The 13472-nt window shown below is 59.7% G+C and carries 13 protein-coding genes; 3 read left to right on the top strand and 10 right to left on the bottom strand.

Going from position 1 to position 13472, the window contains the following annotated elements:
• Positions 1-59: 59 nt before the first annotated feature.
• The 9 genes from BISA_RS10265 to BISA_RS10220 form a co-directional block, all read right to left on the bottom strand.
• Positions 60-392: a hypothetical protein gene (locus BISA_RS10265; protein ID WP_033891811.1), complete on the bottom strand. Its 333-nt coding sequence runs from the start codon at positions 390-392 to the stop codon at positions 60-62.
• 176 nt (positions 393-568) lie between these two features.
• Positions 569-856, bottom strand: coding sequence for a hypothetical protein (locus BISA_RS10260; protein ID WP_051917525.1), 288 nt, complete (start codon positions 854-856; stop codon positions 569-571).
• 331 nt (positions 857-1187) lie between these two features.
• Positions 1188-1460 (bottom strand): hypothetical protein, encoded by a 273-nt coding sequence (locus tag BISA_RS10255; protein ID WP_033891810.1) that lies wholly within the window; start codon positions 1458-1460, stop codon positions 1188-1190.
• Between the two features lie 511 nt (positions 1461-1971).
• A complete protein-coding gene (locus BISA_RS10245) occupies positions 1972-2742 on the bottom strand; it encodes a hypothetical protein (RefSeq protein WP_033891807.1) in 771 nt (256 codons plus the stop codon).
• A gap of 1 nt (position 2743) precedes the next feature.
• Positions 2744-4210, bottom strand: coding sequence for an SCO6880 family protein (locus BISA_RS10240; RefSeq protein ID WP_033891805.1), 1467 nt, complete (start codon positions 4208-4210; stop codon positions 2744-2746).
• 101 nt (positions 4211-4311) lie between these two features.
• Positions 4312-5730 (bottom strand): type IV secretion system protein, encoded by a 1419-nt coding sequence (locus BISA_RS10235; protein WP_033891804.1) that lies wholly within the window; start codon positions 5728-5730, stop codon positions 4312-4314.
• Positions 5731-5851: 121 nt separating this feature from the next.
• A complete protein-coding gene (locus BISA_RS10230; protein ID WP_033891803.1) occupies positions 5852-6181 on the bottom strand; it encodes a DUF6112 family protein in 330 nt (109 codons plus the stop codon).
• An 18-nt stretch (positions 6182-6199) separates the two neighbouring features.
• Complete coding sequence (locus BISA_RS10225) at positions 6200-6850, bottom strand: hypothetical protein (RefSeq protein WP_156099602.1); 651 nt, start codon at positions 6848-6850, stop codon at positions 6200-6202.
• A 348-nt stretch (positions 6851-7198) separates the two neighbouring features.
• Positions 7199-8623: an aggregation-promoting factor C-terminal-like domain-containing protein gene (locus tag BISA_RS10220; RefSeq protein ID WP_237746139.1), complete on the bottom strand. Its 1425-nt coding sequence runs from the start codon at positions 8621-8623 to the stop codon at positions 7199-7201.
• Positions 8624-8980: 357 nt separating this feature from the next.
• Between BISA_RS10220 and BISA_RS10215 the strand changes: the two genes are divergently transcribed.
• The 3 genes from BISA_RS10215 to BISA_RS12320 are packed head-to-tail and all read left to right on the top strand — an operon-like array spanning position 8981 to position 11630.
• Positions 8981-9157 carry a type II toxin-antitoxin system RelB/DinJ family antitoxin gene (locus tag BISA_RS10215; RefSeq protein WP_033891871.1) on the top strand — a complete coding sequence of 59 codons (177 nt, stop codon included), beginning with the start codon at positions 8981-8983 and terminating at the stop codon, positions 9155-9157.
• Positions 9154-10698 carry a methyltransferase domain-containing protein gene (locus BISA_RS10210; RefSeq protein ID WP_051917521.1) on the top strand — a complete coding sequence of 515 codons (1545 nt, stop codon included), beginning with the start codon at positions 9154-9156 and terminating at the stop codon, positions 10696-10698. Before BISA_RS10215 ends, BISA_RS10210 begins: the two co-directional genes overlap by 4 nt.
• A gap of 2 nt (positions 10699-10700) precedes the next feature.
• Positions 10701-11630: a XamI family restriction endonuclease gene (locus BISA_RS12320; protein WP_051917520.1), complete on the top strand. Its 930-nt coding sequence runs from the start codon at positions 10701-10703 to the stop codon at positions 11628-11630.
• Positions 11631-11734: 104 nt separating this feature from the next.
• On the opposite strand, the gene BISA_RS10200 is transcribed toward BISA_RS12320, so the two are convergent.
• Positions 11735-13093: a tyrosine-type recombinase/integrase gene (locus tag BISA_RS10200; RefSeq protein ID WP_081890111.1), complete on the bottom strand. Its 1359-nt coding sequence runs from the start codon at positions 13091-13093 to the stop codon at positions 11735-11737.
• Positions 13094-13472: the final 379 nt, after the last annotated feature.

The following is a 13472-nucleotide window of genomic DNA, read 5'->3' as shown; positions in this document are numbered from 1 at the left end:
CTCTCCTTCCGCAAAAACGACAGTCATAGAATACAGTGCCCACCGCACCGGAACCATCCTCATGCAATCCTCGATCCGGCGGCGTCATCCCCGCGGACGGCGAGACGTGCCGCCTCCAACACGACGCGGGCCTCATGCTCATACGGGCCACGCACCTGCTGCGGCAGTTCGGCGAACACGAGATGGAACGCGTCCCCCATCGTCACGTGCATTCGATCCTCGTACAACGCGCGGGCCGCCGCATCGATCTCACGCTCCGTAGGAGACGCCAACCGTCCCTCCGCATACGCCTTACGGCTCATCAACGCCGTCTGCATGCGGGTCAACGGGACGATCAGCCGCTCCGACTCGATCGGATACCGTTCATCCAGCTCATCATCCAATACACCCATCGGATGCCACCTTCCCGGGAGAGACGCGCCATCACATCACGAGCCGGCCCATCCGGCGTTCCAGCGTCCAAATCCCTGACGGGACAATCACCCTTAACCACACCGATAACGGGTGACAACGGGGGACAAGGGGATGGAGGCAATCCAAACCATGAAACCGGAATCACCGCTTCCCGTCAGCGTCCGGTCCGCCCGGCACCGCCGAACAGACGGTATGCCAGCAGCAGATCGGCGAAAACCGCGAGCATGACGTTGAGAATCTGCACGAACGACACCGGAGCGCCCCACGGCTCACGGAACGCGAGGCAGCCGACGCCGGTCTGCAGCGCGAACAGGACGAGCAGCAGTTTCCAAACGCCACGGAACGGCTCCATGGGACCATCCGACGTGGTCTGCAGCAGACGGCAGCAGAGCCCGACACCGGTGAGATAGCAGACGACCTCGAACACATCCAACAGATTCACGTCCCGCTCCTTTCGACCTCATCCGACGCATGGCCCGCCGGACACCTTCTTCATCCTGGGATCAAGCCGTTTGGATACGACGTCCCTGCAGTTGGAACACAACCCGTCGGGAGACTCCCGGGAACGTTTCCCCCCGCAACGGGCGCATTCGGGCAATCCCATCCAATGCAGGCAATGACCGCACCAACGGCTGCCCTTCCTCGCCATGTACCTGCCGCAGCGTTCGCACAGACGGGACCGCCTCAACTCCTCCAACCGTTTCAGCCTGGCGCGCTGGGGCGCGCCGCTACGACAATACTCCACATACCGGTTCAAAGGCCACGCGAGGAAATCACACACGGGAAACACCATCCATCCCGTCATCCAACTGGGAGGAAAGCCAATCACGCAATCCCCTCATCGACTGCTCATCCAAACCGGTGGCCGCGACCGGATTGCCCGAAACGTCAACCAGACGCTCCTGCAATTCCAAGCTGCCCACGGCCGACACGTAACAGACCCTACGCCCCTGCGCGTCACGGATCATACGGCATGACAGCACCCCACCCGGCAGCGAGGGGGCCTCGATGACCACCGCATGCTCGTCCACCATCCTGACGGTCAACCCCGCACCTCCTCCGACTCGGGTGAAACCGCATCACACGAGGCAAGCCGCTCCCGCACCAATCGGAACGCGTCCGCCATGCCCTCGTATCGAGCCGCCGTCACATGCATATGCTCCGCGTGGGCGTTCCCGGAACGCTCCTCGACGGACCGGAGCGAATCCTCGACCCAAACGAGCAGCCCATCCATGTCCACGCTCACCGGCCGACGCCCCTCACCCAGGCCGCCAGTTCCCGCAGCCGGCCGAAACGGAAAACCCGTCGAGACGTTGCGGGCCGTTCCACCGGCGATATGACCGGATGAATCACGGGTCGGGACTGGATCAGCCTCATGGCCTCCTGGTCGAACAACGAGACATGCTCCGAGGTCTCAGGGCCTCGAGAAACGACGGCACCCTTTCTTCTTGCATTCATTCCAGAACCTTTCTGACGGGGAAGCGAACCATGGTCCCTTCACCCCGGAAAAGCCCGATAAGAGCAGCCGGACAACCGAAAAACCATCACCGGCATACGTCATCGGATGCCGGTGAGCAACGATTCCTCGATGGTTGACAGGCTCGCCGCGAGACGATCCATGTCATCGGCGCGCGCATCATCGTCATCCAGCATCGTGCGGGCCTGACCGGTCAGATCCGTGAGACGCCGACGTAGATAGGGGACCCTCAGCTCCTCGTCCTCGGTGTTCTCCAACGTCTCCTCGGCCTGGGTCAAAGCCGATTCAAGCCTCCGGCGTGCGGCTGCCTTCGTATCGGCCTGAGCCGAACGCTTCACCGTGGAGGCCAGCGTCTCCAACCGTCCACTCCTGGATTTGAGCGTCTTCAGCTCCTCGGCCGTCTTCCGGGCCGTCTCATCCAGTTCGGCCGTTCCCATGCCGTCATCGCACGACGCGGGGGAGTCGGGATCCACGGAAAGCGTGCGAAGCCGTTCCGCCTGCACGGGCGCGGACGATTCCAAGGCGTCCATGTCTATCCCCGCCATGACCCGATCCACGGTACGGCGGAATCTGCCGGCCTCGCTCTCATACGATTCCACCGCGGACCTGCAGGACGTGTAGGCCCGGGCATGCACGTCAGAAGCGTTGTGATTCGCGGCGAGCATGCCGACGCCCAGCAGGACGCACACACCCGACACGGCCAGCAGAACAACGACCGAACCCTTCAACCCCTGCGGGGTACGAGCTGAAAGCCATGAGACGATATGCCAAAGCGAACCGGTTCCCGCTCTCCCGCCATCATCCATGAAAACACCGTATCCATCATCGTCACGATCATGAGGCGAACCCATGTCACACCCCCAACGGCAGCACGGTGGCCAACGCCTTGCGCTGCTGGCCCGTCAACCCATTCAACGTCAGATGGTATTTGCCGGTCTCCATCCTCAACCCGCGTTCCAGGTCATCCAGCCTTGACTTGTCCGGCGCGAACAGGGTGATATACCCCTGATGATCGGTATCGGGCCAATTCGCATCCTGCTCCGCCTCGCGTTGCGCCTGCTCGCGTCGTTCACGCCTCTCGTCACGGGACAGTCTCTTCTGATCCGCGAGACGGCTGCGCTGCAGCATACTCGACTGCTTGTTGGCGAGATCCTTCTCGCTTTCCGCCATCGACAAGGGGCGCCAGATATGGGTCAACGCGATCATCCGATCGCCCTGGAGGATATCGCGCGTCCAACCGGCCGGAACGGGACGATCGGGCCACTGGGTCACCCACCAGGAACGCGCCACGCACGACTCCAACGTCACATACTCGCCGTCGGCGCTCTCCTCGCAATACGAGAGCGTGGGCTCGCCACGCCGGACCTTGCGCTGCGACGACGCATGCGCCGGATCGGAAACGCAGCGGATCATATCCCGCAACTCGTCGACACTGCACCAGCGGATCGAACCATGCTGCCCACCGCACTCCACCAAGGCCGGAGCCACCACGTTCTGCACGATGTCACCCAACAGCACGCCCACACGGTTGCGTTCCGTGAGCCGATCCATATTCCTCGAACGGGTCGAAAGCCGATCCACGTTCACACTCACCGAAACCCAGCTCACATTCGCCAACGGCGTGGCGATCTCAGGCATCGCCCACAATTCGGCCAGATCGCCCCTCGCCCACGACGGCATGTCCGGATCGTCAAGATCCGGGGGAACCGGAGCCGACGTCGGCATCAGCAGACTCGTCTCCTTCAACTCGACCACACCCGGCGTGGAAGCCAACGTCATGGTCAGATTGTTCAACGCCATGGCACGGTCACGCTTGCGCGCGTTCGTGCTCAGACTCCACTCCTCGACCTTCAACGTCAGAACCGCCGTCGCCTGACGCTTGTCCGGATCATACAGATAACAGGCATCGCGCCACGGCGTGCCCACCACATCAACAGACTCGCCCTCCACGACCTGGGCGCGATCCTCCACCTGGCTCCACACACCCAGCACGCCCACGGTACGGCCCGTCTCCAACGGGGAGGAACTCCACACATTCGACCCCTCTCGCAACCTGGAACGCCAAGTGAACCACACATACGTCCACGCGAGCAGACTCAACCCCTGAAAACGAACCAGACCATACGCCATGACCAGCACGCCCACCAGCATGACCGGAAGATTGAACCCGGCCGCGCCGCCGATGACGAGGAGGACGAGACCAACCCCGCCGACGGCAAGCTGCGGCCAGGTCCAGCCGAACAACACGTTCGTGGCGCTCAAACGGCTGAACGAAGCGGACGGAACACGAACCCCGTCACCATTGGAACCCGAAACCATACAACACCCCCAGAGAGAGAAGCAAAACGGAAAACCAGCCGGCGAACCATCACGGCCGGCACGGGGAAACCACCCACGCCGGCCGCGGATAACACCAGTAGTCAGGCCAGAACAGGGCCTCGAGACGAATCCGCTCCATCCCTGCCATCCAGGCCATCACGGCCGGCCTCGCCCGGAACACCCGGAGAACCGGCGCCGCCCATGCCGCCGTCACCGCCACGGGCATCGGAACCATCAACCCCGTCACGACCGTCACGGCCACGCGCACCATCACCACCGTCACCACCCGAAGGAGCGGAAGCCGGCACCGTTCGATCCACAGGCGGAACCGGAACCGGCGAACCATCCGGGGAAGGCGGCTGCGGGACATCAGCCGAAGAAGCATCATCCGCCACCGGAACGGAAGCCGTAGGGGAGACGGGCGTGGAGCCCGAATCAGCGGACCCGCTATCGGAATCGGAACCGGAAACGGTTTCACCGGAATCATTGGCCATATCGGCGAGCTTCGCACCCGCCAGGCCGAACTGTCCGGAAAGCATATGCAATCCCGCCTGAGCGCCGGAACCCAACTGCGCCCCGCCGCCGGAAGCGAAACCGGAACCCATGGTCGCGGCCTTGGTGACCACATCCTTGGTGATCGCGACGGCGGTCGTGATGGCGTTCTTCCCCGTCTGACTGGCGGCCTGCTGCATGTTCTGGCTGCGATCATCACCCAGGAAATGCACCACCGGCATGATCAGCTTCGGTGAATAGCACGCCATGAAAATGCAGGCGATACCCACGAACAGATCCCAGAAACTCCCATCCTGCAATGAGGACGTGGTCTGCCTGGTCATCAACGCGGAACCCACGACGATCACCAACGCAGCCAACGGTTTCGCAAGTAGCACGCCCACCACAGCCGAAAGCCACCGACGCGCGGCCGGCCTCGTCGCGCTCCAGCCGCCCAGCATCACGGGAACAGGAGCGATCGCCGCCAGCAGGATCAGGACCAGGCTCCTCGCGGCCAGCATGCAGCACAACAGGAACACGCCCACGAACAAAACGAGATACACGAGCAGCATCAGGAACGTGCCCAGCACGTTCGCCTGATCAAGGATCTTCTTGAAAAACGCCGACGCGATATCAGCCGCGCCACGCTCCGAATTATCGACCGCGCCCACCATCAGCATCTTCGCCGTGATCAGGCTCAGTACACCCTCCGCCGTGATCATCACACTCACGCAGATGGCGGTCAACGGCCAGGCAAGCACGCTCATGGCGAACGACTTCAACGCGTCCGCGACACTGGCCTTCATGCTCGCATGAACCGCGCCCGCGACGCATACCGCCATGTTGATGAAACCCATGATCCAGCCGATGCGGTTCGCGGCCGTGATCGCCACGTTCCACTCGGAAACGCTGATGCCGGCCGCGTTCTGCGTGAACGCGCCGACCATCATGCCCCTCAACGAGACGCCCATCGGATCCAGCATCCACGGGATCAGCTGATCCAGCACGGCCTCGACTATCTCACCCAACGCAGGCCTCCCCACAAGCAAAACAGGAACGGAAAAGGGAAGGCCGCCGCCGCGTGAATACGGCGACGGCCCGGAACGAGGAACCCCGGAGACAAGCAGCACGGGGACGCCGCGTGAAACGTCAGAACAAGGCCTGCGTGGCGAAGAACTTCACGATCGCCATGGCCGAACCAAGCAGCATCGTGCCCAACGCGATCCACACGAACACGATGCCGGAATACTGCTGCATCGCACTATTGCCGATCGCCTTCGAAATGATCCACGCGACCGCGCTGACGATCCACGCGCCCACGGCCGCATACAGGCCCACAGCCCACAGGCCTCCCACGATGTTCCTCACCAGATCAAGGAACGGGAAGAAATCATAGTTCGGCGCCACACTGAAGCTGGACAGATCCCCATCCTCCAGGGCGAGGATAAGACCGGTCGCATTGTTTGGGTGAATTGACATATCGCCCTCCTTTCACCCTCACAACACCAGCGGAGGCCCGTACCCGATAGCGATAACGGCATACCCGGAACCCGTAAGCCACGAATACAAGCCACTCAGCCCGTCACCGATCTTCTCGAATACATTGCCCTGGCCGTCACCGCCCGACAGGAAATCCCAAAGACCGCTGCCAGCCTCCAACGCCTTCGACACCGCGCTGCCGGCAGCCTTGCCGATCCGATCAGCGATATCCTGACCCAACTGGGACACCAGGCCGGAAAGATCATCGCTCCTCGACTCAGACTTCGCATCGACCCCGGACCAGTCCGGAGAACCCGATTCCCGCTGATATGAGGAATTCGCCTCCAAACCATCGGAACCGAACGAAAGATACGACCAGGACAACCCCGACGTGGCCGCTCCTATCGTCATCGGAATCATCACCGCGCACAGCAGCCGCTTCCACGAAAACGCACGCTCCATCATATTGTTCGTAATCAACCCGGGAAGCAGGGTCAGAATGCCGATGATCACCATCGCCACCGCGAGATACAGGCAGACCGCGATCACGCCGCCAACGAAATCCCTCACACCCTGCACATCCCACCCGGGATCGGGGACCAGCCCCTTCAACCGCTCATCAGCCAACACAACCACAGCCATGCCACCCATGACCCAGCCTCCCATCATCTCGAAACGGAAACACATCCCGGCACACCACACGGCCGAAACAGGAAACCAGACGGATAACGGAAACCATACGAACCGAGAACACGCGCATTATCAGGTGCGACATCATGTCGCACCTGATAATGCGAACCCCGGGAAAGGCGAACGCCCGCCATCCCGGAAACCAACGGGATGACGGGCGCCACCGACAGAGGGAAACGGAGGGAGATTATTGCAGAGAGAGTATTGATAGCTCCGTTCCAAACCATCCACCCATCAAACGGCCGATAACACGACCGAAACAGGTCTGAAGAAATCGTCACGAGTCACGGCATCCCATCGAGGCCACGACCGGCTCGAAACAAAAGGTCAGTACCAATGAGGGCTCCGGGACTGCCAGACGCCCCATGCCCCGCAAGGAGTCTGATACCGCTGCTGGATGTACTGCAAACCCCAGTCGATCTGCGTGGCCGCGTTCGTCTTCCAATCCTGGCCGGAAGACGCCATCTTGCTGCCCGGCAACGCCTGCGGAATGCCATACGCGCCCGATGACGGATTCTCGGCATCCCACCTCCAACCGGACTCGTGATCCCAAAGCTCCACCAGGCATTCGGCCTGGGTGTCATCCCAGCCATGCTCCTTGACCTTACGACGGGCTATGCTCTTGGCGTCCTCGACCGAAGCCCTGTCACCGTCGGACTCGTTCGCCGTGCACGTGGCGGAGGATGCCGCGCCGGAGATGACATCCTTCGGAAGGATGTACGAAGCGCCCGAAACGATCGGCAGCACACGCTTCGAATACAAAGCGCCCTTCACGTTCATCTCGCTGATGGTCACCTTGCCGGCAGCCGTGTCCACGGACTCGACCACGGCGACATGCCCGTACACGGCGGCGGCACCCTGCACACCAGGAGGGAAACTCGCGATAGCACCGGCAACGGGAGCCGTGGACGTCACCTGATAGCCGGCAGCAGCAGCCGACCTCGCCCAATCACCGCCATTGCCCCAATGCCTGCCGATCTGCTTCCAACCCAGATGATAGGCGCGCACGCACGCACCCCACGTGCACTGGCCCGGCGGATACGAGTCGCACACCGTATAATCCACATCCTTCCACCTGCTACGGGCATCCGCCACGGTCATGCCCTCCCAGCCGGAATCCGACGTTCCACCCGAAACCGCCTGGGTCCCCGCGCCGGAAGGAGCCCTATAGACACGCGAATACGCGGCCGAGAGAGAAGCGGTCACACTGATCTCATCACCGGTCTGATCACCGGCCTCGGAACCCTCGATACCACCGTTCTCGTCATGATGCGCGCCGACGAACATGCCATCACCCACATAGATCTCCGTATGCCCGGTGGCCCACACGATGTCACCGGTCTGCAACGAAGAGACGTCCTTATAATCCATTCGCGTGAACCCGGCCTTCGTGAGCATGGAATCCATACCTCCCGTGGCGAACGCAACGGAACCCACATCAAAACCGGCGTTCCTCAACGCATACCAGACCAGACTGGAGCAATCGTAATCCGGATTACCATCACGCCGACGTTGGGAATAACCATGCGAATCATCCTTGGCGATGCTCTTCGCCCACTCGACCCATGACGTGCCGCCGGCCGTGCAATTCGCCCAACCATAATCGGACTGGAGAACCGCAACGATTAACACCACCAAACAAACCAGGACAACGACCGCCGCGACAAGCAACGCGACCACGCCGCCGCCCAACACCACGGCAGCCTTCGCCGCCAAACCGCCCTTGCCCTTATCGGAACCATCGTCCGCCACGAAACCACCATCCCCGGCAGTGAAACATGAACACATTCCAGCAAGTCACACCGGCCCGGACGGAAACAAAAACGATAACGAGACCCACACGACGGAAAAGAGAGCCAGGCACGGCGAACACACATGCAAAGAAAACCGTGATCCCACCAGACGGATCATCCATCGCGCAGACGAGAAAGGAGGATGAAAAGCCTCCGTCGAACCGGAAGCGCCGTGATCATGGGACGCACGTCCAATACTGTAACTACAGTGAGATTACATTATTGGCAGTGAAGGCTATGAGGCTCGCGGATGCTGTATAGCGGCTGCAAGAGCGCTGTACATATCGGCGACGTCGCACAGGAAGGAGAGACGGGCATGGCGAACACTCCAACCACCACCATGCGCCTCGACCCAGAATTGAAGGACGAGGCCATGAAGGTGCTCGAACCATTGGGATTGAACATGACCGGAGCCGTCACCATCTTCCTCAAAGCGGTGGTAAGGGAGAACGGTCTGCCGTTCGACGTGAGGAACAAGGAGGCTCGCCAATGAGTGCTTCCCTTGCGAAAACGAGCATGAGCAGCAACGAGGATATTCTTCGAGCCGCCGAATCCATTCTTTCAGGGGCCGTTCCAGCGGACGAACTGTCCGCCGCCCTTGCGGTCGGCAGGGACTTGCTCGGCGACGCCTACATGATTTGCAACACCGCCGAGGAGCGCAGGGCAAGCGGCAGCACATATACGCCACGACCCATCATCGAGGAAATGGTCGATATGGCGCTTAAACGCATACAACCCTCCCTGATAGTCGATTGCGGATGCGGCAGCGGAAGATACTCATTGGCCTGTGCGACGGCGTTCCCGGATTCCAAAGTATTGGCCTTGGATAATTCACGGGAGGCGGTCTCCATGTGCAGGGCCAACGTCGCCGCCTCCGGCCTGTCTGCAAGGATCGAAGTCGTTCAGGCCGATTTCACGGAGTATGAGATAGAACGCCCCGACGACGGACCCGTTCTATGGATCGGCAATCCACCCTACGTCAGACATCATGACATCGCCCCCGAGGCCAAGAAACGGTTCAAAACCGTTGCCGAACAACTGGGATTGAAGGCCAGCGGCCTTGCCGGCCTCCATGTGCATTTCCTCGCCGCCATCGCCCGCCAGTGGCAAGCCGGCGATTACGGTGTGCTTGTGACCAGTTCCGAATGGATGGACGTCAATTACGGAGTCTTCGCCCGTGAACTATTGGCGGACAGGCTCGGGCTGGATGAACTGCGACTCTTCGACAGAACCAGTCAAGTGTTCGAGACGGCGGATACCACAGCGGTCATCATCGGATTCGGAGGGCACGCCGACAAGGTCCACGTTCGATCTTCCGACGGCGATGGGAAAATCATGCCTCTTTCGGATTTCCGAAACAGTGGACGATGGACACAGCTGGTCGAATCCAAACAGTCGAATACGCGCCATGATTCCGGGGCGCGATCCGGCGGCATGGTTCCGCTGGGAACCATCGCACGCGTCCATCGAGGCGTAGTCACCGGCAACAACGGGTTCTGGGTTCGCAAAGGCCCGGCCCTGGACGGCATCCCCGAGGAACTCACCGTTCCCGTGGTATCCCACGCCAAGGAAATCATGGGAGAATGCGTGGCCCAGTCCTCCCCGGAATCACTCAGCCGTCTGATCGTCCTGCCTGAAGACACCAATGGCTTGGCGGGCAACTCCTACGAAGCGGCAATGCGCATCATCAAGCAAGGAGAATCCTACGGAGTCGATGCCGGATACGTGGCCCGACACAGGCGCAGGTGGTGGTCCATCCGCCCACCTCAACCCCCAGCCATACTCATGACATACATGGGCCGTGGAAAGCCCACTTTTGTGGTGAACCGCCAGAAACTGCCCATGCTGAACGTCGTGCACGGCCTGTATCCCAAAGTGGATATGACACCAAAAGCCATCGATAGACTCACTTCCTTCCTGAACGAGTCGGTCGATACCGCTTCGGGTCGAACCTATTGCGGAGGCCTGGTCAAATTCGAGCCACGAGAAGCGGAATCCATCATGGTTCCGGCATTGGAGGAATTGGAGGCATAAGCATGCTGTTCAACAAACCAAAGAAATTCACGCGCGAGGAGCTTGAAGAAGCAGCATCCCTTGCGGGCGATCATTTCAAACGAACGCGCACCGAGGCGGAATCCGACATCGCCGATTACTACAATTCCGTATTCGACCATGCGTATGACGAAATAGAACACATTCTCGCATCCACCAACCAGTTGCAGGACTTTGAAAGCATGGCGGCGCGATTATTCGGTGACGGGTATCTGGACACCCTGCGCTACATGGAACGACCGACGCTCAGCGCCGACGATTTCAAGAAACTCTCGGCAACGAATACGGACGCGAGAAGCAAACTCAGCCAACCCGAAAATGCGGCTCTGGCCATGGAGTATCTTCTCCGCAATCTGAACACGCGGATCTTTCCATGGTTCGATAGAGGAGCAGCCCCGACGGATAGCGACTTGAACGCGGCGAAACATGCAGTGGCGGCGCTGGTGGCCGATCAGAAAACCAAGACGATGCTGCGTAACAGACAATCGCACACGCAGGAAGAAGCGGTACGAGAAGCTCTGATTCGCGACGCCGGATTCACAATGGTCAAAGCCCATGACTTCCGGATGATCACCCAGGGACCGAAGCCGGGAGAGGTGTTCCACAAGGAAACGTCCATTGACGGTGTCAAGGCCGATGTCGTCTTCGGTCTGTATGACGGCCGAATCATGGCATTGGAGTGCAAGGGCTCGAACACCGCCGTGAACTCCTACAAGAGACTAAACCATGAGACCGTAGACAAGATCGTCAAATGGAACAACATGTTCGGCAGCAATGGAATCGTGGGCGGATGTGTGCTCCAAGGCGTGTTCGCCGTGGATAATCTTCTATCAGCACAACAGGCCGGAGTCGCCATCTTCTGGTCGGCAAGCCTGCAAGAACTCACGGATTACGCACTAAACACCAAACAATAGAATCCCATGTCGGAGCTGCTTCCCCCCCCCCCTCAACCACAGAACAGCTCCGACACGTCGATTCCAGTTCAAAAGACTTATTCTTCTTCAACCATGGAGCGGTGTCAAGCGGAGGGTACCAGTGAACCAATCATGCTGAACAGCTCCTGGAACCTGCTCATTATCTCCTGCAGACTGGTTGCATCGCCCACGAACGCCAACTCCTCCGTCCGTCCCTCGGAGACAATGCCAAGCAAGCGCATAAGCGAATCGTCCTTCGCCGCCATGGAATCCGCCATCTTGTTGACAACGTCCTTCTGATGCTCCGGAATGGTTCGAGTGTAATGACGCATGACCACCTCCTGCGTCGAATCCCCGATACTGTCCATGGCCTCACGAACAGTGCCGCCATACTGCAGCAACTGCGTCGTATGCGTGACCCGCAAAGTACGGAACGTCGCCTGGGGGCACCCCGCCTTCACACGCGCATTGCGGAACTGGGTAGCCAACGTGTTCCGGCACAACATCTTCCCACGCCGCGCCTGGAACAGCATCGGATCAGACGGATCGCAGTACTTCTCCACATGACTCCTAATTAAAGGAATAAGAACCTCGGGAAGAACACACACCCTCCGGGAATGCTTCGACTTCACCGGACCCAAAATCACCGAACCAAGATCGTTCTCATCACGGCACACCGAATGCTCCACACGCATCAGGCGCATATCCAAGTCAAGATCCTCGACCCGCAGAGCGCACACCTCACCGATACGCATCCCTCCCGCCCATACGGCAAGAAGAACCGAAAGACGTGTGTACTCAGGCATATTCTCATACAAACCACGCAGCTGCGTAGGAGTCAACGGAGGAACATCCCAAGACTTAGGCTCCGGATCGGGCGGCATCGGCAACGTAAAAGGATTCGACTCAAGCAACGGCATATCCCCGCCGAACGAATCGGAACAAGCAATGGAAAGAATCGCGTTCAACCGCTGACACATACGCGGGAAAACCCACGCACCCTCGTCATGGGGGCCGAAATACCATTTGGAAATAACCTCGGGAGTGATATCCGTAAGCAACCGATCGCCGAACACATCCTTCAAATGACCTACATCAGTCTTCAGGTTCCTCTTCGCGGCACCCCGCAACGCGCTCCCATCGGGCTTACGGTGATTCTCTATATACCAGTCGGCCAACTCGTTGAATCGCATCGCGGCTGCCTTGCGACGACGATTCCTGATCTTCGGGTGGACCCACTCCTGAACGCCTCTACGATGCAGATCCACCAGCAAGGACTCGCTGCGCAGCCAATCCTCCGCGGCCGCATGATCATCCGACCCGAATGCGCGCTGCACCCGCTTGGAAGGCTCCAACGGGTTCGAATATCTCGCCAACCATGCCGAGACGCTGCCATCACTACGACGCCGGGCAACCACCGAACCAAAACGACGGTGACCGTCAACACTACTTCGTGCACCCATCCCAACCACTTCCTTCCGGGATCAAACCCTGGAAGGAAGCGGCTCATAAGATATCAGATATGCACCTGAAAATGCACCTGAACAACCGAATCAACCAGGGGGTAAACAACTATTGAATGACGAAAAGACATGGACACCATTTTCTAGAATCTGCCAGAAGAAAGAAGAACACAAGCAGCGGCAAGCTTTCGAGAATCAGAGTCACGGATATCCGAACCTGAAATCAGGATCAGAAGGGCAAGAAGAAGGATTAATTCCGAGTCCAGGTGGGGGAGCCCACAATAACGGCCGCTCGACATTCGAGTGGCCGTTATTTGTTTTTCCGTCTATTCTTTTAGATTGTTTGCAATAGCACAAGTTATTCCGAATCGAAGGGAAT

Origin of the sequence: Bifidobacterium saguini DSM 23967 (assembly GCF_000741715.1) — a bacterium.
Classification (GTDB): Bacteria; Actinomycetota; Actinomycetes; order Actinomycetales; family Bifidobacteriaceae; genus Bifidobacterium; species Bifidobacterium saguini.
This window is presented reverse-complemented; position numbering and strand designations above follow the sequence as displayed.

What these genes read in the sequence shown, in the direction of transcription:
- BISA_RS10265 (WP_033891811.1), bottom strand. Translation starts at nt 392, where the DNA reads ATGGGTGTATTGGATGATGAGCTGGATGAACGGTATCCGATCGAGTCG.
- BISA_RS10245 (WP_033891807.1), bottom strand. Translation starts at nt 2,742, where the DNA reads ATGGGTTCGCCTCATGATCGTGACGATGATGGATACGGTGTTTTCATG.
- BISA_RS10240 (WP_033891805.1), bottom strand. Translation starts at nt 4,210, where the DNA reads ATGGTTTCGGGTTCCAATGGTGACGGGGTTCGTGTTCCGTCCGCTTCG.
- BISA_RS10230 (WP_033891803.1), bottom strand. Translation starts at nt 6,181, where the DNA reads ATGTCAATTCACCCAAACAATGCGACCGGTCTTATCCTCGCCCTGGAG.
- BISA_RS10225 (WP_156099602.1), bottom strand. Translation starts at nt 6,850, where the DNA reads ATGATGGGAGGCTGGGTCATGGGTGGCATGGCTGTGGTTGTGTTGGCT.
- BISA_RS10215 (WP_033891871.1), top strand. Translation starts at nt 8,981, where the DNA reads ATGGCGAACACTCCAACCACCACCATGCGCCTCGACCCAGAATTGAAG.
- BISA_RS10210 (WP_051917521.1), top strand. Translation starts at nt 9,154, where the DNA reads ATGAGTGCTTCCCTTGCGAAAACGAGCATGAGCAGCAACGAGGATATT.
- BISA_RS12320 (WP_051917520.1), top strand. Translation starts at nt 10,701, where the DNA reads ATGCTGTTCAACAAACCAAAGAAATTCACGCGCGAGGAGCTTGAAGAA.
- BISA_RS10200 (WP_081890111.1), bottom strand. Translation starts at nt 13,093, where the DNA reads ATGGGTGCACGAAGTAGTGTTGACGGTCACCGTCGTTTTGGTTCGGTG.